Annotated in this window: 15 protein-coding genes; 9 read left to right on the forward strand and 6 right to left on the reverse strand. The window is 59.4% G+C overall.

What is annotated here, in order from left to right:
* From QZ498_RS06975 to QZ498_RS06985, 3 genes are all read left to right on the forward strand, one after another.
* On the forward strand, positions 1–1,700 hold a 1,700-nt coding region (locus tag QZ498_RS06975), incomplete at its 5' end, for a Hint domain-containing protein (RefSeq protein ID WP_294621098.1).
* Between the two features lie 192 nt (positions 1,701–1,892).
* Positions 1,893–2,387: a choice-of-anchor L domain-containing protein gene (locus tag QZ498_RS06980; RefSeq protein WP_294621099.1), complete on the forward strand. Its 495-nt coding sequence runs from the start codon at positions 1,893–1,895 to the stop codon at positions 2,385–2,387.
* Between the two features lie 3 nt (positions 2,388–2,390).
* Positions 2,391–8,243 carry a Hint domain-containing protein gene (locus QZ498_RS06985; protein ID WP_294621101.1) on the forward strand — a complete coding sequence of 1,951 codons (5,853 nt, stop codon included), beginning with the start codon at positions 2,391–2,393 and terminating at the stop codon, positions 8,241–8,243.
* Between the two features lie 24 nt (positions 8,244–8,267).
* Here the strand turns inward: QZ498_RS06985 and QZ498_RS06990 are convergent, their stop codons facing one another.
* The 5 genes from QZ498_RS06990 to QZ498_RS07010 form a co-directional block, all read right to left on the reverse strand.
* Positions 8,268–8,801 (reverse strand): flavodoxin domain-containing protein, encoded by a 534-nt coding sequence (locus QZ498_RS06990; protein ID WP_294621102.1) that lies wholly within the window; start codon positions 8,799–8,801, stop codon positions 8,268–8,270.
* A gap of 200 nt (positions 8,802–9,001) precedes the next feature.
* A complete protein-coding gene (locus QZ498_RS06995; protein ID WP_294621103.1) occupies positions 9,002–9,778 on the reverse strand; it encodes a gamma-glutamyl-gamma-aminobutyrate hydrolase family protein in 777 nt (258 codons plus the stop codon).
* Between the two features lie 97 nt (positions 9,779–9,875).
* Complete coding sequence (locus tag QZ498_RS07000; RefSeq protein ID WP_294621104.1) at positions 9,876–10,031, reverse strand: DUF2256 domain-containing protein; 156 nt, start codon at positions 10,029–10,031, stop codon at positions 9,876–9,878.
* On the reverse strand, positions 10,031–11,527 hold the full coding sequence (locus QZ498_RS07005) for an FAD-binding domain-containing protein (protein WP_294621105.1): 1,497 nt from the start codon (positions 11,525–11,527) through the stop codon (positions 10,031–10,033). The genes QZ498_RS07000 and QZ498_RS07005 overlap by 1 nt, the downstream gene beginning before the upstream one ends.
* Positions 11,528–11,566: 39 nt before the next feature.
* Entirely contained in the window at positions 11,567–11,764 is a 198-nt protein-coding gene (locus QZ498_RS07010) for a hypothetical protein (RefSeq protein ID WP_294621107.1), read from the reverse strand.
* Between the two features lie 106 nt (positions 11,765–11,870).
* On the opposite strand from QZ498_RS07010, the gene pepN reads away from it, so the two are divergent.
* Entirely contained in the window at positions 11,871–14,423 is a 2,553-nt protein-coding gene (gene pepN, locus QZ498_RS07015; RefSeq protein ID WP_294621108.1) for an aminopeptidase N, read from the forward strand.
* Between the two features lie 9 nt (positions 14,424–14,432).
* Here pepN and QZ498_RS07020 read toward each other — a convergent pair whose 3' ends face one another.
* The gene (locus QZ498_RS07020) at positions 14,433–15,077 is read right to left on the reverse strand and encodes a transglycosylase SLT domain-containing protein (protein ID WP_294621109.1); all 645 of its coding nucleotides are present in this window, start codon (positions 15,075–15,077) and stop codon (positions 14,433–14,435) included.
* A gap of 257 nt (positions 15,078–15,334) precedes the next feature.
* Here QZ498_RS07020 and QZ498_RS07025 point away from each other — a divergent pair, with 257 nt between their 5' ends.
* The 5 genes from QZ498_RS07025 (at position 15,335) to QZ498_RS07045 (ending at position 21,485) form a co-directional block, all read left to right on the forward strand.
* The gene (locus QZ498_RS07025) at positions 15,335–16,537 is read left to right on the forward strand and encodes a hypothetical protein (RefSeq protein ID WP_294621110.1); all 1,203 of its coding nucleotides are present in this window, start codon (positions 15,335–15,337) and stop codon (positions 16,535–16,537) included.
* A gap of 76 nt (positions 16,538–16,613) precedes the next feature.
* Positions 16,614–18,122 carry an Asp-tRNA(Asn)/Glu-tRNA(Gln) amidotransferase subunit GatB gene (gene gatB / locus QZ498_RS07030; RefSeq protein WP_294621111.1) on the forward strand — a complete coding sequence of 503 codons (1,509 nt, stop codon included), beginning with the start codon at positions 16,614–16,616 and terminating at the stop codon, positions 18,120–18,122.
* A 49-nt stretch (positions 18,123–18,171) separates the two neighbouring features.
* On the forward strand, positions 18,172–18,642 hold the full coding sequence (locus QZ498_RS07035) for a thioesterase family protein (RefSeq protein ID WP_294621112.1): 471 nt from the start codon (positions 18,172–18,174) through the stop codon (positions 18,640–18,642).
* A gap of 244 nt (positions 18,643–18,886) precedes the next feature.
* Positions 18,887–20,005: an acetoin utilization protein AcuC gene (locus tag QZ498_RS07040; protein WP_294621114.1), complete on the forward strand. Its 1,119-nt coding sequence runs from the start codon at positions 18,887–18,889 to the stop codon at positions 20,003–20,005.
* Between the two features lie 61 nt (positions 20,006–20,066).
* Positions 20,067–21,485, forward strand: coding sequence for a pyridoxal-dependent decarboxylase (locus QZ498_RS07045; protein ID WP_294621115.1), 1,419 nt, complete (start codon positions 20,067–20,069; stop codon positions 21,483–21,485).
* Positions 21,486–21,494: the final 9 nt, after the last annotated feature.

Consider the following 21,494-nt stretch of genomic DNA (forward strand, 5'->3'; position numbering starts at 1 on the left):
CGGCGGGCGACGACAGTATCGACGCCGCCTACACCGATGTAGATGGCGATAGCATCGGCGGCGGTGATGACACGGTTCTGGCAGGCGGCGGCAATGACTATCTTGAAGGCGGTGATGGCGCCGACCTTCTTTTTGGCGAGGCGGGCAACGACACCGCCATCGGTGGCGCCGGCAACGATACGATCCGCGGCGACGATATGCCGGAAGCCGGGCAATGGGAGTATCAAGTCTACGACTACAACTTCACGAGCGCCGACAATCAGGCCTTTGATATCGAAAGCGGTACTCTGGTCGGCACCGGGCAGACCGGTATTTTCGACTCCACCACCCTCGTGAACGACGCCCGGGGCACCACCGGCGACCCCAGTGACTTCGGCGTCATCTACACCTCGCAGCTTTTGCCGTCCGAGGACGGGACCTATACGTTTTCGACCACATCCGACGATGGCTCGACCATCCGCATTCTGGACGAGAACGGCGACCCCCTGACCTTTACCAACCAAGGCGGCAGCACCGACAGTTTCATGGACAATGACCGCCACCAAGCGCCGACGAGCCGGTCGGGCGAGGTGGAGTTGGAGGCCGGGCGGCTTTACACCATCGAGGTTCGTCATTGGGAAAACCTTGGCGGTCAGGTGATCTCGGGACAGGTGACCACACCCAGTGGGACAACCGAGGACCTGGCCGACAGCAGCCTGATCCTCGGCCCGCCAAGTGGTATTGCCGGGGACGATAGCCTGAGTGGTGGCGCCGGCGACGATGCGCTTTTCGGTGATGGTGGAAATGACACGCTCGATGGGGGCATCGGCGCCGACAGCTTTTATGGCGGGCTGGGCGACGACGAGATGTACCTGGCCGAGGGCGATACCGCCTATGGCGGCGATGGCGATGACCTTTTCGTCCTGGGCGATCTGGGTGAAGCGGGCAGCGGCACCATCGACATCACCGGCGGTGAAGGCGGTGAGACCAGCGGCGATACCCTGCAACTGACCTCGGACCTGACCGAAGACGACATCACCTTCACCAATACCGATGATGGTGCCGGCGGGCTTTCGGGCAATTTCACCATGGCCGATGGCACGGTGGTGAATTTCTCGGAGATCGAGAATATCATTTGCTTCACGCCGGGCACGCGGATTTTGACGGACCGCGGCGAGCGCGCGATCGAAACCCTGCAACAGGGCGACATGGTCCTGACGCGCGATCACGGGTATCAGCCGATCCGCTGGATCGGGCATAGCACCGTGGAGGGGCGCGGCAAATTTGCCCCCGTAGCGATCAATTCCACGGTTCTGGACGGAGCCCGGCGGCCGCTTCTGGTATCCCCGCAACACCGGGTCTTGTTCACCGGCTACAAGGCGGAACTGTTGTTCGGCCAAAACGAGGTTCTGGTTGCCGCAAAGCATCTTGTGGATGGCCGCGACGTGCGCATCGTGGAGCGCAAACTGGTCAGCTATTTCCACATGATGTTCGACCGTCACGAGATAGTTTACGCCGAAGGTGCCGCCACCGAAAGCTTTCACGCTGGTGACGTTGGCATCGCCGCGATTTCCGACGCGGCGCGCGAGGACATGTTTACCACCTTCCCGAGTTTGCGAAGCGATCCAAGCAGCCATGGCGAGACCGCGCGCATGTGCCTGAAGGCCCATGAAGCCCGGCTTTTGCTTGAGTCCGAGGACAATTTCGCCCTTGCGGCCTGATTGTTACTCGTCAGGCGTGTAGTCAGCCACAACATTGTCAGATTTGCTCCGAATTGCCGCCGCAGACCTTGGTTAAACAGGTATCAAGGGTCGCGGTGCATACTGTGCCAAAGCCATCGTGAAAAATCGAAGGACGTGGTGTTGCCCCGGACACCAAGAATGGATTTTGGGGCAAAAAGTGGAGTGTGAGTAATGGCGAAAGCTAATGGGTTGAACGTCGACACGACGGCAACAGCGTGGGACATGGCGGATGCCATCTTCGGAGATGGCGTCACGGTGGCCAATGCGACCTATGCAGGGGCCGCAACCGCACCGGGGATCTACACGGGCGGAAGGGCAACGCTGGGCGACCTCACGCAATCGAACTCCCTTGTCATCTTGGCCACCGGGCACGTGACGGATTTCACCAACAATTCGGGCGCCCAAACAGCCCCGGACAGTGCCGCGGAAATCGACGCGGTCAAGGGCAACACTACTTCGCACAAGCATTTTGCGCTTGAAAGCCTGAGTTGCGGTGGTGCGTCCGATCCGCTGCCCTTTGACCTACAAAACCTGTCGCCGGGCAGTTCCAAGGGCGGAGGATATGCCGCCAACAACGACGAAGCGAACGCGATTTTTTGCCGTGATGGCAGGTCTTTGCAGACCGATGACGTCACGACGCGACCCACACTTTTTACGGGAGCGTAGAACATGCCAGAATATTCCTTCAATCTCTACAGCTGGGCCGACATCGGGTTTGCCCCCGGGACCACAGGTTTCCAAGGCCAGAACACCACGCATACCGTGACAGGCACGCCTGACACGGTCTTCGTCAATGACGACGACACCGTTTTTCAGGAATCTGCGTCGGGCTTTTTCACGAACAGCCCTGATACAGGCAGCGCCCAAGCGCTGGATCAGAGCCTTTCACTGGATGGTACAACGTTCTTCCCGGCCGGGACAAACATCTGGAGTCAAGCCGCCACAACCGTCACCAACTCGACGACAGGCGAGAGCGGCATGGTATATGTCGTCAGTCTCGGGGATGGGAGTTTCGGCACTCAATACGGTTTTGTCTCGACGATTGCACTTGAGCCGGGTGACACCATCACATTCGGTTCTTATGACTTTTTTAGGGACTCCGTGAGTTTTGCCGATCTCGAAGAACCCATTCTACCTGACTATATCGTCGAAGGGACAAGCGGGAACGATACGATCGATGCGGGCTACGCCGGCGACCCCGAAGGCGACATGATCGATGCGAACGATCACTCCGACGGGTCGAACGCGGACAGCATCGAGGCGGGCGCGGGCGACGATTCGATCGTTTCGGGCGCGGGTGATGACACCGTCTTCGGCGGCGCGGGTAATGACACCGTCTTCGGCGGCACGGGCAATGACACGGTGGATGCCGGCGATGGCAACGATTCGATCGACAGCGGCTATGGCGACGACGTTGTTCAAGCAGGGTTGGGGGATGACTGGGTCAGCACGGGCGCAGGCAATGACAGTATTCTCGGCGGCGACGGCGATGACACGATCTCAGCCGGAAACAGCAATGACACGGTGGATGGCGGCTTAGGCAACGATTCAATCGAAGGCGGGTCGGGTGAAGACGATATTCAAGCAGGATCCGGGGATGACTGGGTCTATGGCGGCCTGAATTCGGACAGCATTCTCGGCGACCTTGGCAATGATACAATCCGTGGTGGTACTGGCAATGACACCGTGCTCGGCGGGATGGGCGACGACGGCATCAGAGGCGAAACGGGCGACGACAGCCTGTATGGCAACGAAGGCAATGACACGCTTGACGGGGGTGTGGGCAGCGACACGCTTTACGGTGGCGATGGCGATGACACCGTCATTCTGGGAGATGATTTCGGCAACGATAGCATCGTTGGCGGCGAAACCGGCGAAACAAGTGGCGATACGTTGGACCTTGGTGCGGTCACCACGGATACTACCGTTGACCTGACATCGAATGACCCCGAGGCGGGCAGCGTTTCCGACGGCACGTCAACCGCCACATTCAGCGAGATCGAGAATATCAGCCTTGGCGGTGGCCGTGACACGGTCGTTCTGGCCGATGGCTCGGGCGCAGATACGGTCAGCGGCTTTGACCTGACTGACAGCGACGATGGCACGACCAACGATCAGTTGGATGTCTCGGGCCTGACTTCGGACGGCGGCACAACGCCGGTCACCACGACGGATGTCACGGTCACTGACGATGGCAGCGGCAATGCTGTTCTGAGCTTCCCCGGCGGGGAAAGCATCACCCTGGTCGGGGTTGCGCCGACTTCGGTCGACTCGGTTGAGGAACTGGTCTCCATCGGCATTCCGGATGGTCGCGATTACATCGTCGAAGGCACCGCCGGGGATGATTTCATCAGCGATGGGTATCTTGACGACCCCGAGGGCGATCTTGTCGACAGCAATGACAACGCCGCCGGCAACAACGATGACAGCATCCTTGCCGGTGATGGCAATGACACGGTCATCGCGGCGCTTGGCAACGACACCGTTGATGCAGGCGCGGGCGATGACAGTGTCCGTGGCGGCGATGGCAATGACACGATCCTTGGCAACACCGGCAACGATATCCTGCTGGGCGAGGGTGGCAACGATAGCCTCACCGGCGGCACCGGCACCGACAGCATGCTGGGCGGTCTGGGCGAAGATACGCTGGAAGGCGGCAATGACGCCGACACCATCCTTGGCGAAGGTGGCAATGACTCGATTGACGGCGATCTGGGCGATGACTCGCTGAGTGGTGGCGACAATTCGGACACCGTGGCCGGTGGCGCGGGCGAAGACGAGGTTTATGGTAACGCGGGCAACGACCTTCTTTACGGCGGAACCGAGAATGACTCGGTCTATGGTGGCACGGGCGACGACACCATGTTCGGCGATGCCGGGGACGACCGCTTGGAAGGCTGGCTTGGCAACGACTCGATGCTTGGCGGAGCCGGAGACGACTATCTTGATGGCGCATCGGGCGACGACACGCTTCTGGGACAAGATGGCAACGATACGCTGGCCTCGGGCAGCGATGGTGGCGCTGACCTTGTCATCGGTGGCACCGGCGACGACTCGCTGACCACGGGCGATGGCAACGACACGCTTGAAGGTGGGCTTGACGACGACTCCATGTTCGGTGGCGGGGGCGATGACCTCTTTGTGCTGGAAGACAATTTCGGCAATGACACCATCGAAGGTTGGGGCACCTCCGAGACCAATGGCGATACCTTGGATGCCACGGCGGTTACCGGCGATGTCACCGTCGATCTGACGGCATTTGGCAGCGCGGCAGACCCTGAGAGCGGCACGATCAGCGATGGCAGCTCGACCGCGACCTTTGCAGATATCGAAAACATCATGCTGGGCGCGGGCAACGACAGCGTGATCGGCTCGGATGGCAACGACACCATCGCATTCAGCACCGGCGCGGGTGCCGACACGATCGACGGTGGCGCGGGCAACGATGCCTTCGACATTGGTGCGGGTGACGGGGCCGATGACACCATCGTTCTGGCCGATGGCGATGGCGATGACACGATCACCGGGTTCGAGGCCCCCATCGACAATGGCGATGGCACCTTTACAGGCCAGGATCAGCTTGACCTGTCGGGCCTGACCGATGCCGGTGGCGCACTGGTCAATACCGACGATGTAACCGTCACCGACACCAATGGCGATGGCACGGGCGATGCGATCCTGCAATTCCCGAACGGGGAATCGATCACCCTTGTCGGCGTTCTGGCCTCGGAAGTCAGCGACCCTGCCGCGCTTGAGGCCATGGGTATCCCTGCCCCGGATTACATCGTCGAAGGCACCGCTTCCGGCGATGTGATCAACCCGGCCTACACGGGCGACCCCGAAGGCGATCGCGTGGATGCGGGCGATAACCTTGCCGGTAACAACGATGACAGCATCCTTGCAGGTGCTGGCAACGACACCATCAGCGCGGGCTTTGGCAACGATAGCATCGACGCGGGCACCGGCGACGACCAGGTCTTTGGCGAAGACGGCAATGATACTGTTCTGGCCGGCGACGGGGCCGATACTGTCTTTGGCGAAGCGGGCGATGACTCGCTGACCGGCGGGCTTGGCAACGACAGCATGTTAGGCGGCACCGGCAACGATGCCCTGTTGGGCGAGGTCGGTGACGACACCCTGCGCGGCGAAGATGGCAATGACACCATTTTCGGCGGCGATGGCGATGACTCGGCCCATGGCGGCAACGGCGACGACAGCATCTCGGGCGGCCTTGGTAACGACGAGTTGCACGGCTGGTATGGCAATGACACCATCGACGGTGGTGCTGGCAACGACTACATAGACGCCGATTTGGGCGAAGACCTTGCCACGGGTGGTGACGGCAACGACACCATCATGGGCGGCTTCAGCGTCGAAAGCGACACCCTGCAAGGTGGCGCGGGCGATGACAGCATCGACGGCCAGGCCGGGAACGACCTGATCGAAGGTGGGCTTGGCGATGACACGCTTCTGGGGTCGGACGGGGATGATACCTTCACCCTGACCGACAGCTTCGGCAACGACACCATCACCGGCGGCGAAACCGACGAGACCGCGGGCGACAGCCTGGATGCAAGCGCGGTGACGGCAGATACCACGCTTGACCTGACAGCGGGCATCGCTTCGGACCCCGAAAGCGGCACGCTCAGCGATGGCACCTCAACGGCGGGCTTCAGCGAGATTGAAAACATCACGCTTGGAACGGGCAATGACAGTGTCATCGGCTCGACCGGGGAAGAAAACATCAGCACTGGTGCCGGGGCCGATACCGTCGATGGCGGTGCGGGCAACGACACTTTTGATGTTGGCGCGGGCGACGGTGCGACCGATACGGTGGTTCTGGAAGATGGCGACGGGGATGATACCGTTTCCGGCTTCGAAGGCCCCATCGACAATGGCGATGGCACCTTCACCGGTCAGGATCAGATCGACACCTCGGGCCTGACTGACGCCGATGGCAACCCGGTTCTGGTTTCGGATGTCACCGTCAGTGACGATGGCAGCGGAAATGCGGTTCTGAGCTTTCCCAATGGCGAGTCGATCACCCTGATCGGTGTGGCCCCGGCGGATGTGACGGACCACGACGCTCTGGCCGCCATGGGCATCGCGCAAAGCGATTACATCGTGGAGGGCTCTGCCGGGAACGATCTAATCGACGGCAGCTATTCGGGCGATCCGGATGGCGATTTCGTCGACAACCTTGATAGTCAGACCAATGGCAACGACGACAGTATCGTTGCGGGCGATGGCAATGACACGGTTTTGGCCGGGGATGGGAATGATACCATCGGCGGCGGCGATGGTGTGACCAACAACGACGCCTCCCAGCCTTTCGATGGCAACGACAGTATCGATGGCGGCGCGGGCGACGACTTCCTTTATGGGGAAAACGGCGACGACACCCTTATCGGTGGTCTGGGCAACGACAATCTGGATGGCAGTATCGGTCAAGACAGCCTTGTTGGCGGTGACGGCAACGATACCTTTGATGGTGGTTCGGGCAATGACACCATCGAAGGCGGGGCCGGCAACGACTATATCTTTGCTGATGATCTGGCAGGTTCGGGCGATGACTCGGTCCTGGGTGGAGATGGCAACGATACGATCTTCGGTCTGGGCGGTGATGACATCATCGAGGGCGGCACCGGGCGCGACCTTATTGATGGCGGCGCGGGCAACGATACGATCACAGCCGCCCAAGGCGATACAATCACTGGCGGCGATGGCGACGATTACTTCACCGTGGCCGATCTGGGCGAGGTTGTTAACAATAGCATCTCGATCACCGGTGGTGAGGGGGACGAGACCACTGGCGATACGCTGTATCTCGGACCGGATTACAGCCAGACCGACCTGACCTTTACCAATATCGACGACGCGGCGGGTGGTCTATCGGGCAACTTCACCATGACCGACGGCACGGTGGTGAACTTCTCGGAAATCGAGAACATCATCTGCTTCACTCCGGGCACCCGCATCCTGACCGCCCAAGGCGAGCGCCGCATCGAGGAGTTGCGCGAGGGCGATATGGTGGTCACCCGCGACCATGGGCTGCGACCGATCCGCTGGATCGGCAAGCGAACGGTGCCCGGACAGGGCCGCTTTGCCCCGGTGCGGGTGGGCGTGAACGCCTTGGAGGGTGCCTGCGAGGGGCTGCTGGTTTCGCCGCAGCACCGGATTCTCTTTACCGGCTACCGAGCCGAGCTGTTATTCGGGGAGTCGGAAGTTCTGGTGCCTGCCAAGCACCTGATCGACGGGCGCGAGGTGGTGCAACGCGAGGTCGACGAGGTGACCTATATTCATCTCATGTTCGACCGCCACGAGGTGATCTATGCCGATGGGATCGCGACCGAGAGTTTCCACGCAGGTGACGTGGGGCTGGAGGCCGTGGACGAGGCCGCGCGGGAGGAGCTTTTCGCGATCTTCCCCGAGCTTCGTTCCGCGCCATATCGCCACGGAAAGACGGCGCGAACCTGCCTCAAGGCGCATGAGGCGATCAACCTCAAGGGGCATGTCTTCTAGAGGCGTTCCGACTGAGAGCCAGGGTTACACGGATTGCGCGAAGTCCAGAACGGCGCGATGCAAGGCGTCCCAATCCGTGTATTCCCGATCCTTGTTTGGATCGACCTTCTGACCCTGCTTTGCAGCAACCCAGCGCATCGCCAAGGAGCGGAAGAAATCATACTGGGTAAAGCGAAATGCGCCGGCAACATGCTCGACCCGCGCCGGATGCCAGCCGGTGTTCTCGAAGAACCTTTGTGCAATTTCCTCGAGTTCGTTCAGATCATCGGCCTCCCCGCTGGCCACGGCCAGCGAAACAGACAGGAACATCGTGGGAATATTCTCCAGGGTCGTACTATGGTTTTCGGCAAAATTCTCGATTGCGACCTGGTAGGCACCGAGATGGAGCGATGCAGCCAGAATAGCCGCATCGAACCTGGACAGGTCGAGACCGTCTTCATCGTCGCCAAGGTTCAGTAGCTCCACGGAATGGCCGTTGTCGATTAATGCGTCTGCGCAAAAGCGGCAGATTTTACGCGTTTGTCCTTCGGTCGTTGCATAGGCAATGAGGATTTTCACGGTCACCTCCCTAAAGCGTTTCGCGAAAAACCTGCATCACAGCTTTTCGCGAAATGCAGTGCTCGGTTCAATCGTTGCGCGCGTTCCGCCTTTGATTGATGTCGAGAGTGAAAGGCGGAGCACTTTAACTCGGACAGGCGCATGATACCCGTCAGCCCACATTCGCCCTTGTCATGGATCAACGACACGGCGGAGTGCGTTCAAGCGGTTTTGAGCGCCTGTGCAGCCTGCCCCTTCGCCCATAGTTGCGCGGCTTCGCCGAAAGCGCTGAACAATGGCCTGCTGACCGGATCATTCGCGGCATTGTACTCGGGGTGCCATTGAACCGACAGGGCAAAACCGGGCGCACCGTCAATATAGATCGCCTCGGGGGTGCCATCGGGTGCATGGCCGTCGATCACCACGCGCTGCCCCGGTTTCACCACACCTTGACCGTGCAAGGTGTTGGTCATCACCTCTTCGGCCCCCATGAGGCGGTGGAATACACCGTCTTTGGTGAAACGAACCGTATGTCGTAGTGCGAATTTTTCCTCCAAGGTGCCATCGGGGGGCATGCGGTGGTTGTCACGGCCCGGCAGTTCGCGGATTTCGGGGTGAAGTGTGCCGCCCATGGCAACGTTCACTTCCTGAAAACCGCGGCAAATACCGAGCAAGGGCTGGCCCCGTTCCACACAGGCGCGCACGAGCGGCAGAGTGATCGCATCACGATTGCGGTCGAATGCGCCATGCGCGTCGGTCGGGCTTTCGCCGTATTCCTCGGGATGAACATTCGGCCGCCCGCCGGTGAGCAGAAAGCCATCGCAGGTTTCAAGCAATTCAGGAACAGAAACGAACCGCGGGTCACTGGGCACGAGCATTGGCATGCAGTCCGCCACCTGCGCGATCGCCTCGGAATTCATCGTGCCGCCGGCATGCACCGGATAGCTGTCATCAATCAGGTAGTGATTGCCAATAATGCCGATAACCGGACGTGTCATGTGGGCCCTTCGAATTGCACTTCACAACTAATTAAAGACTTATAATGGATAAGAAAACGCGAATGATCGCACAAGTCATCGCGCGCCTGCGCAGGGCCTATTGCCGTTTTGAGGCGCGATTTCGGCGGCAACGCTCGGAACAGTGGCGCACGTTGTCCCAGTCGCGCGCCCATTTGCGCCGCCAAGTGAACGGACGGCCGCAGGTCACGCAGGATTTTGTCGGCAGTTTGGTTTTGGGGTTCTGTCGGGCCATTACAGATCGAAGCTCATTTGCCGATCCGGTTTCGGGATACCGGGGCGACGACGTTTTCTGCTGCCATGCTTTGTGACAAGACGAGCGGCCTCGTCTCGAAAACCGGCCTCTTTTCGCACGGCCCAAACGCGTTCTCGCGCTTTTCTTGCGGCTTTGGCAACGTCTACGATCGGAGCGGGATAAATCTTGTCAAGGATCTCATCCGCCCTGCCCCATGTCCATGGCTCCTGTAGGTGCGCATCAGGCAGATCGCGCAACTCGGGCAGCCAATGACGCGTGAACGCCCCTGTCGGGTCTTGATCATATCCCTGTTTCACGGGGTTATAGATACGGATCGCATTCATCCCGGTGGTGCCTGACTGCATCTGGACTTGGCTCCAATGAATGCCCGGCTCGTAGTCGGTAAAAAGCCGCGCCAGCACCGGGCCGGTGGCCCGCCAGTCGAGCCAAAGGTGATATGAGGCGACCGCCATGACCATGGACCGCATCCGAAAGTTAAGCCAGCCGGTGGCGCTGAGGGACCGCATACAGGCATCGAAAAACGGAAGGCCTGTAGTGCCTGTTGACCAAGCCTCAAGCCGCGCCTTGTCCGGCTCGGTCGGGCGCAGCGCTTCGTAGGCGGGATGTAGGCAGCGGTTTTCAAGGTCTGGCTGGTCTTCGAGTTTCTGGATGAAATGGTCGCGCCACGCCAGACGGGATTGAAAAGACTTCATGGAACCAGACCAGCCGTCCCGAGCGCCCTTCACCTCGCTGGACCGTCGAAGGCCAGCTTGCGTGGCTTCACGAACCGAGAGCGTGCCAAACGCCAAATGAGGGCTGATCCGTGAGCAAGCCTGCGCCCCTTCCAGCGGGGATGACATGGCCGTGCGATAGTTACGCCCTCTTTCCATAAGAAAGCTATGGATCGTTTTCAGCGCCGCTTGGCGCCCACCCGACTGCCTTTCGGGGCAATGATCGCGCAATCCCAGGGCCGCCGCCTGTGGTACTTCATCACTGGGCTCGTTTGGGCCTGCCAGTGCCGTCGGAGCCGCGATGGTCATCTGTCTAACGAACTTGTCTCGGCGTGATTGCCAAGTGTCGCGGGTTTTCAATCGCCGCACCACAGCGGATTGCGGCAGTTCCGTCCACTGGACCCCTTGGCCTTTCGCCCAGTCTGCCACGCGCAGGTCGCGCTCGAAGGTCCATTGGTTGCCGGTTTCCTCATGGCTTAACAGATGCGTCACACGATGTTTTCGGCGCAAGTCTTCGAGGATTTCCACGGCATCGCCCACCCGTATTGTCAACTCGGCGCCCACACCGGCAAGGTCTTGACGAAGGTCCTTCAAACATTCGAGCAAGAACCCGTATTGACGCCCGGATGCATCGTTTCCTTGCCAAAGGCTCGGTTCGAGGATGTAGAGCGGCAAGACGCGACCATGCCGCGCGGCAAGCTGCAGCGCGGCGTGATCGGTGATGCGCAGATCGCGCTTGAACCAACAAATTGCAAGATCGCTCATGCGCGATCTATCTAGCGCAGAGAGCCGGGCGGGGAAGGCTTATTCCACGCTGACTTCTTCACCGGTCCGACCGTCGATCTTGGTCTCGACATCGCGTGGCTCCTGACCTTGATAGGAAAGCCAGAGGACCAGACCGAGCAGAAGAACAGCCGCAAAGACCATGACACCGCGAATGCCCATGAGGGCGGTTTTGTGCTTTTCCTTTTGCTTTTCGACATTGGTGTCGGGTGCTGACATTCTAGGCCTCCAATTCGGATTTCACTTCAGGCAGGGATCACGTTGCAGACCTGCCCTCATCGCCCTAACGTCTCGGTGAACAGTTTCACCGATGGAGACGCCCGCGATGAAAGACGCCTCGCCCCAGACGATCTATTTGTCCGACTACACGCCGCCAGCCTTCCTGGTGGACGACGTTCATCTGACGTTTCGCCTGAGTCCGAAAAAAACATGCGTAATCAGCAAGATATCCTTCAGGCCCAATCCATCGTCACAAAACCGTGAGTTCTTTTTGCATGGCGAGGGCCTGCGCCTTGTCGCCGCGCGGGTGGATGGCGAGACCGTGACGCCGACAGTAGGCAAGGATGGTCTGACCTGCGAGGTTCCGGATGCACCGTTCGTCTGGGAGGCGGAGGTCGAGATCGACCCAGTGGACAACACCGCCCTGGAGGGTCTCTACATGTCGAACGGCATGTACTGCACCCAGTGCGAGGCCGAGGGGTTTCGGAAAATCACCTATTACCCGGACCGACCGGATGTGATGAGTGTTTTCACTGTGCGGATCGAGGGTGAGGAAAAGGTGATGCTGTCCAACGGCAACCTTTTGGACAAGGGTGACGGCTTTGCCGAGTGGCATGACCCTTGGCCCAAGCCCTCGTATCTTTTTGCACTCGTTGCAGGGGATTTGATCAATCACCCCGACCGCTTTACCACCCGGTCCGGCCGGGATGTCGAATTGAATATCTGGGTGCGCCCTGGTGACGAGGGCAAATGCGCTTTCGGCATGGAAGCCCTCAAGAAATCCATGAAATGGGATGAAGACACCTATGGGCGCGAATACGATCTGGATGTGTTCAACGTGGTCGCCGTGGATGATTTCAACATGGGCGCGATGGAGAACAAAGGGTTGAATATTTTCAACTCATCCTGCGTTCTTGCCAGCCCAGAAACAAGTACAGATGCGAATTTTGAAAGAATCGAGGCAATCATTGCCCATGAATATTTCCATAACTGGACGGGGAATCGCATCACCTGCCGGGATTGGTTCCAGCTTTGCCTGAAAGAAGGGCTCACGGTGTTTCGCGATGCTGAATTCACCTCGGATATGCGCAGCGCGCCGGTCAAGCGGATCTCGGACGTGATGATGCTTCGGGCACGTCAATTCCGTGAGGACAACGGCCCCTTGGCGCATCCGGTGCGCCCCAGCAGTTTTGTCGAGATCAATAATTTCTACACCGCGACGGTATATGAAAAGGGTGCCGAGGTTATCGGAATGCTGAAACGGCTTGTGGGAGATGGTGCCTATTCGAAAGCCGTCGCGCTGTATTTCGAGCGCCACGATGGCCAAGCCTGCACAATCGAGGATTGGCTAAAGGTGTTCGAAGACTCCACAGGGCGGGACCTGAGCCAGTTCAAACGGTGGTACACGCAAGCGGGCACGCCGCGGCTGCGCGTCACGGAGGACTTCAACGACGGCACCTATACCCTTCACTTTGAACAAGACACCCCACCAACGCCTGGGCAGGATACGAAAGAGCCGCAAGTCATCCCCATCGCGGTTGGGTTGCTTGGGCCAAACGGCGATGAGATTGCCGGAACGCGGGTTCTGGAAATGACCGAAGCGCGGCAAAGCTTCACATTCGACGGGCTGAGCGCGCGCCCTGTTCCGTCGATCCTGCGTGATTTCTCCGCACCCGTGATCCTTGAGCGGCCGTCGGACAATGCCGAACGGGCCTTCCTTCTGGCGCATGATACAGACCCATTCAACAAGTGGGAAGCTGGCCGCGCCCTTGCGCGTGATGGTTTGATCAAGATGATCCAGCATAACGGCGCACCGGATAGCGCCTATTTGGAGGCGGCCCTGACCATGGCGCGCGACGACAGCCTCGACCCGGCCTTCCGCGCCTTGGCCCTTGGCCTGCCCAGTCAGGACGAACTGGCCCAGACCCTGCACGAGAAAGGCCATACCCCTGACCCTCAGGCCATATGGGACGCGCTTGAAACCCTGCGCCATGCGCGCGCGGAGCATTTCCAAGACCTAGCGCCCAAACTTTATGCGCAATATCAGGTACCTGGCCCATATCGGCCCGATGCGGAACAATCCGGCGCGCGGTCCTTGGCAAATACGGCGCTTGGCATGATCACCCGGTTGGATGGTGGGGCACAGGCACAACGGCAATACGATGACGCCGACAATATGACCCAACAACTCGCAGCCTTTTCTTGCCTGCTGCAAGCGGGCAAGGGCGATGATGCTGTTGCGCGCTTCTATGAGCAATGGCGCGAGGATCGCTTGGTTATCGACAAGTGGTTCATGCTGCAAATCGTGAACGCCGCCCCCGAAAACGCCGCGTCGACCACCGAGACGCTGACACAACACGCCGATTTCACGATCAGGAATCCCAACCGCTTCCGTTCGGTTCTGGGCGCGCTGACGATGAACCCTGCCGGGTTCCATCGAGCGGATGGCGGGGGGTATCGCGTTCTGGCAGATTGGTTGATTGCGCTTGATCCTCTCAACCCGCAAACCACGGCACGCATGTGTTCGGCCTTCGAGACGTGGAAACGGTACGATGCGGCGCGTCAGGCCAAGATTGCCGCGCAGCTTGATCGTATCCTTGCCACGCCGGACTTGAGCCGCGACACGACGGAGATGGTCAGCCGTATCCGCAATGCATGATACAGGTCACTAGCCGTCGCTCTTCAGGCGCGAGACGCGGTCCGGGCGCAATCTTGGGCGTACGGATGACATCGGCTTGCAATAGCTTTGGCGTTTCATCCAGGCCATCATATCACGGCGCTTGCCGGAGCTGTGAAACGGCCCCCAATCGGCCGCGACTCCGCGCATGCCGCGCGACACCACGCCGTCGCGCGGGACGGTCACCGCCATGATGCGGATCGCGCAGCTCAGGTTATCAGGCCCATGCTTGAGGGCCGGCCCACTCCGGGCACGGCAGCCGTAGCCGCGCGCCGTCGCCGGCAAGATTTGCAAAAGGCCGAACCACCGCCCACCGCCGCCAACGGCGTAGGGTCGGTATGTGCTTTCGTGTTTCGCGAGCGCGGACAAAAGACCAATCCAGAAAGCCTCGCGGCCCCCGGCGCCTGCCTCGGGATAGGCCGGGCACCAATCGGCGATATCGCGCGGCACGATCTGTGTCAGGGGGGCGCCGTGGCCACGCAGGGCCGAGACTGCCGCGCGAGTCCAAAGATGTCCGTCTGGCAGATTGCTCCAACGCGTGCGCGGAATATTGCCATCCCGACCATCCGGAGGGCGCACTTGGGGCTGTGACTCGGCAAGAGTCACCCCGCCAAAGCAAACAAATAGTGTGATCAAACAGATACTTACCCACTTCATGACGAGACTTTGAAGGGATTTTGCCGACAAATCAACTGACTCTGCGCCAATGAAATTCCCATTCATCTCCTTAGCCTTGCCAAGTTTTGGCCGGATTGAACGACGATCTTGATCATTGAGCGATTCAACAAGCTATCCGGGGACATCACATGCCTTTTCCGTCCAATCAGGCCAATGGCAGTGACCGCAATGTGGTAAATTTCCGGGCGCGCGGCCAAGGATCTGGGCGTGGACCATTGAGTCTTTTTCGCCGCAACACTCGGTCAGAGCATGACCTCGACGCGTTAAGCAAGCGTATCCTGCTGCCCTCGTTGCCGGTGTCGGACGAAGAAATGGCGCGGGCCACACATCAGGACAGAGGGCAGAAACTGGCGCGTCAGGAGATGTGGGAAGAATTGTCGGAGCAAATTCAGTATGCCGATGACTGCCGCCTCGCGACGCCGGGTGGCGAGATCGCTTCGATGTTATTGGCCTTTGGCGCACGTTCGGATGTTGTCGCAGCCGCAGAGGATGCAATCACCGATGGCGCCGTACCGGACCCATCCGGCATCAACGCCCTTGAAGAGGTTCAGGCAGAGTATTTTGGCGATCATTGCTGTGCGCTCGTCGTGGCCATGGCGCATATTGATATTGGCTGGGCATGGCGAACAGCCGGAAGCGCCAACATTCACAAGAAAGAAGACTGTCAGCGCCATTGGTTGCACCATTTCAACCGGGCAAGAGACATCCTTGCACCGCATGACGGTATCGATCTGGACGCGCCCTCTCTGGCCGCGGCGCAATGCGCTTTGACGGCTGCGTTCCGGCAAAAAGAACATCGCGTTGCCGATGATTATCAAAAATTGATTGATCTTGACCCCGATGGGCACCGGCACATGCGCGCCCTCGGGCAGTATTTGCTGCCGGCGCATTTCGGCAGCTACGATACGCTGGAACTTGAGGCACGGCGAACCGCGTCTCGCACCAGTGATGTCTGGGGGGACGGCGGATATGCTTGGGTGTATTTCGACGCCTTGGCGTTGGACCGTGGAGCGCTTGAGCTTTTGGATGCTGATTTCTTTGCCGATGGCATTCGCAATATTCTAGAGGCAAAGAAAGACCAGCACGTTACCAACCTGTGGGCCGCATTTTGTGCCGTATCCATGGCCCCCAACCCGGAGATACGGCTTTCAAGCCGTGCTGAGGCGACGCGGAAACGTTTGCACGATTGCCTTGACTGGATACTGGGCGACTACCTTCAAGAACTGCATCCCCTGATCTGGTCTCAGGCCCTGTTGTCCCCGGGCCAGACCCCGGCCCTGCCCTCGCGCCGGGCCTTGATCAACAAGGGGCGGCAAACCGCCTTGCGGATCATCGCCACGCGATTTGCAGATGAACTCGCCGAAGGAAGCTCCATCGCATTTTCCAACGCCGGGATGTACCGACTGCCCGCCCTGTAATTCGCGCAAGGCGCCCTTGCCCGTCGCGCGCCTCTGGCCTAGAACGCCCAAGTCAAAAGCGATGGAGACGATCGGCATGTTGGATCTTACCTATGAAGCCCCGAAACCCAAGGTGATCGCAGGCGCGAAGCACGATTGGGAACTTGTGATCGGGATGGAGGTTCATGCGCAGGTCGCGTCAAAAGCCAAGCTGTTTTCCGGCGCCTCCACGCAATTCGGGGCGGAACCCAATTCGAATGTGTCTTTCGTGGACGCGGCGATGCCGGGCATGCTGCCCACGATCAACGAATTCTGCATCGAACAAGCCGTGCGCACAGGCCTTGGCCTGAAGGCCGAGATCAACCTTTGGTCGGCTTTCGACCGGAAGAACTATTTCTACCCCGACCTTCCGCAGGGCTATCAGATTTCGCAGCTGTACCACCCGCTTGTCGGCGAGGGTGAAATTCTTGTGGATATGGAGCCAGGCATCGCCCGCAAGGTGCGCATCGAGCGTATTCACGTCGAACAGGATGCAGGCAAATCCGTGCATGACATGGACCCCGCGATGTCCTTCGTCGACCTCAACCGGACCGGCGTGGCCTTGATGGAGATCGTCAGCCGCCCCGATATTCGAGGCCCCGAGGAGGCCGCGGCTTATATCACCAAATTGCGCCAGATCCTACGCTACTTGGGCACCTGTGACGGCAACATGCAAAACGGCAACCTGCGGGCCGATGTGAACGTGTCGATCTGTCAGCCCGGTGCCTATGAGAAATACATGGAAACGCAGGATTTCAGCCACCTTGGCACGCGCTGCGAGATCAAGAACATGAACTCCATGCGCTTCATTCAGGCCGCCATCGAATTCGAGGCCCGCCGGCAGATCGGCATCGTCGAAGCGGGCGGTGAGGTGGTGCAGGAAACCCGGCTTTACGACCCGGACAAGAACGAGACCCGCTCCATGCGCTCCAAGGAAGAAGCGCATGATTACCGCTATTTCCCCGACCCCGACCTTCTGCCTTTGGAGATCGAACAAGAGTGGGTCGATGGTATCGCGGCCAGTTTGCCCGAGCTGCCCGATGAGAAAAAGGCGCGCTTTGTCACTGATTATGGGGTGACGGAATATGACGCCAGCGTTCTGACCGCCGACGTCGACCTGGCCACATATTTCGAGGAGTCGGTGGGGGCCGGTGATGGCAAGAAAACGGCGAACTGGGTCATCAACGAGGTTCTGGGCCGTGCCAACAAGGCCGAGGTGGGCCCGCGCGAGATCGTCTCGCCCGAGGTGAACGCCGCGATCCTTTCGATGGTGGCGAAGGACGAAATTTCGACAAAGATTGCCAAGCAAGTTTTGGAAATCCATATTGAGACCGGCGAGGCACCCGAGAAAATTGTGGCAGACCGCGGCATGAAGCAGGTCAGCGACACCGGCGCGATCGAGGCGGCGGTTGACCAGATTATCGCCGACAACCCCGCACAGGTCGAAAAGGCGCAAAGCAACCCGAAACTCGCGGGCTGGTTCGTTGGGCAGGTTATGAAAGCGACCGGCGGCAAGGCCAACCCGAAATCGGTGAATGAAATCGTGCAAGCCAAGCTGGGCCTCTAGCCTGAATTGACAGGCAATTCCTCAGTGAGCCGGCAGAAAAGGATATGACATGACCCAAGACCAACCTTTCATGTCCAGTTTCCTTGAGATCGAGACCGGATGGATCGACTACAACAATCACCTCAACATGGGGTATTACACTGTCTTGTTCGATCGGGCGGCCGACGAAGCCTTCGAGACCTTTGGATTTGGGCCCGATTATGTGAAATCGGCCAATCACACGACATTCTCGGCCGAATTTCATGTGCGCTACCTTCGCGAAGTGAAGCTGGGTGACAAGGTGCGCTGTTCCTTTTGGCTGATCGCTTTCGATGAAAAGCGTTTTCATAGTTATCAGGAAATGTATCACGAGGATGGCTGGCTGGCGGCTACAGGCGAAGGCATGACCCTGCACGTGGATCTTTCGGGTCCACGCGTGGCACCAATGCCGAAAGACATCATGTCAAAGGTCTCGGCGATGGCCGCGGCGCAAGCGCACCTGCCCCGCCCTGAGGGCGTGGGGAGGTCCATCGGGATGTAGTTTCCACCACCCAAGAATATCCCGGTGGTCAACTTGTTGGCTTGTGGCCGAAGTCTTCTGCCACTCTTCAAACCCTATCCCCGGAATTTGCGGGTGGCCTATTCGACGTCTTGCGTAAATCCACCTGTTGTTTGAGCGGCACGCGCTTGGCTGTCCGACGACAGGCGATGAAGTCGAGGCATTGGATGCCACTGTGGGGCGACAATAGCTACCATTCGCAAGATATCTCGCTACCTTAGCAGGTATGACGCGACCCATTTTCATAGGCTCGAATGTATATCGTGGCTCGAGTTATGGCCCGCGTCATCCCCTATCAATCCCGAGGGTTCCGACCACGATTGACCTGTCACAGGCTATGGGCTGGCTCCCGAGCGCGCAGTATCGCACCAGTCCGCGCGCACGTCCCAAGGCCCTGAAAGCCTTTCACACCGATCGTTATATCGACGCCTTACAGTTGGCAGAAGACAGCCAAGCCGTGACAGAAACCATCCAGCATCGTCATGGACTTGGAACTCTGTCAAACCCTGTTTTCCCGGAGATGTTCAGGCGCCCCGCGACAGCAGCAGGCGGATCGCTTTTGGGGGCCGAGATGATCATATCTGGCGGAGCCGTTTATAATCCGGGCGGCGGCACACATCACGGGCTGGCCGATCGCGCCAGTGGGTTTTGCTATCTCAACGACCCGGTTTTGGCCCTCAAGGCCCTATTTGCGAATGGTCTTTCGCGGGTCGCCTATGTCGACATCGACGCGCATCACTCGGACGGTGTGGAAATCGCCATGGCGGGAACGCCCGGCCTGTTGATGATCTCGACGCATGAGGAAAAACGCTGGCCGTTCACCGGTGGTATCGACGACACGGCAAAGGGAACGGCAATTAATTTGCCCCTTCCACGGGGGGCGCATGACGATGATTTCTCGCTTGCTTTGCATGAGGTCATCTTGCCAGCAGTTGCGCAGCATCGACCCGAGGCGATTGTCTTTCAATGCGGTGCAGACGCCGTTTTGGAAGACCCGCTTTCACGGCTGGCGTTATCGAACAACGCTCACCTGGACGCCCTTCGCATGCTACGGCCGATGACCCCGCGTTTCCTGATGCTGGGGGGCGGTGGCTATAACCCGTGGTCGGTTGCCCGCCTATGGTCCGGGCTTTGGGCGGTTTTGAACGGGTTTGAGATTCCGCCGACCTTGCCGGGCAATGCCCGCAGGCTCCTTGAGGGGTTGGAGTGGCATCGAAAATCACTTGGCCCCCGGCCGCGCCATTGGACAACGACCCTTCTCGATATGCCACGGCACGGGCCTGTTTCAGAGGATGTCAAGGATCGGGTGCGCCGCCTTAAAGCAAGACAGGCCGTTTGGCTGTGACGGCTTGCAAATCCATGCGATCCGGGTGAAGCCTTGGACATTCCAAAGCTCCGGAGCCCCCATGCAACGCAAGCCGCCCTACAGTGACGACCCCTTTGCAATACCCGCAGATACTCTTGGCCTGTCGGCGGATGAAATGCGGCGCCTTGGGCATAAGGTGGTGGATATGGTGGTGGATCGGTTCGAACGGCGCAATGCCGAGCCGGTGATAACCACCGGGGATGCCGATACACTCGCGCAAAAACTTGGCGGCGCGCTCCCGAAAGAGCCAATGAGCCCTGACGCCTCGCTCGACCTGATGGCCGAGGTCGCCCTCACCCACATGCAGCATGGTGACCATCCACGCTATTTTGCCCGCGTGCCGGGGCCGGCATCCTTCGCTGCGATCCTAGGCGATTGGATGGGAACGGGTTTCAATACGATTTGCGCCAGTTGGGGCGGCGGGTCTGGCCCAGCCATCATTGAAAACACCGTCATTTCCTGGGTGGCGGAAATGTTGGGCCTGCCCGGCCATACCGAAGGTGTCCTGCTGTCCGGGGGGTCGCTGGCCAACTTCACGGGCTTCAGCGTTGCGCGCTCGGAAATCGGGCGCGGTGTGGCGTATTTGACGGACCAGACGCATGCCTCACTGCCTCGCAATCTCCGGCAAATGGGCTTGAGCGATGAGGACATCCGCATTCTGCCGTCAGACGGTGACCTGCGAATGTGCCCCGAAACCCTGAGCATGGCCATCAAGGCCGACATCACTCAAGGTCGTCGCCCCATGATGACCGTGGCAACCGCAGGAACGACAAACACCGGGGCGGCCGACCCAATGCAAGCCATTGCAGACATCTGTGACAGGCACGGTATGTGGTTGCATGTCGATGGAGCCTATGGCGCACCTGCAGCCATTACCGATGCTGGTCGCAATGTTCTGAAAGGATTGGAGCGCGCCGATTCGATCGTATTGGATCCGCACAAATGGTTCTTCCAGCCCTATGATTTGGGCATGTGCTTCGTCACCCGCCCCGGAGCACTGGATCGGTGTTTTTCCATGAACCCCGAATACCTGAAAGATGTGCAATCAGAAAACGCCGTGAACTACGGCAACAGATCGTTGGAATTGACGCGCCGGTCGCGCGCCCTCAAACTTTGGATGTCCTTGCGGACGTATGGCGCCCCCGCCTTCATCGAAGCGGTGCAGAACGGCATGGACCTGGCCGAAGAGGCCGAACGACAGTTAAGGGCCGATCCGGACACATGGAAGGTGATGACACCTGCGCAACTTGGGATCATTTGCTTTGCCCTGAAAGGTGCCGATGCCGCCGAACACAGCAAACGCGCCGACCGGTTATCGCAAAGCGGCTTTGCCACGGTGTCCACGACGACGCTTCAAGGCCGTAGTGCGCTGCGGCTTTGCACGATCAACCCGCTTACGACGCGCGAGGACATCAGCCGCACTTTGGCACTGTTGGCGGAACCGCTTACCGAAAAGTAGCTGCTTTGA

Source organism: uncultured Roseovarius sp. (assembly GCF_913057115.1).
Taxonomy (GTDB): Bacteria; Pseudomonadota; Alphaproteobacteria; order Rhodobacterales; family Rhodobacteraceae; genus Roseovarius.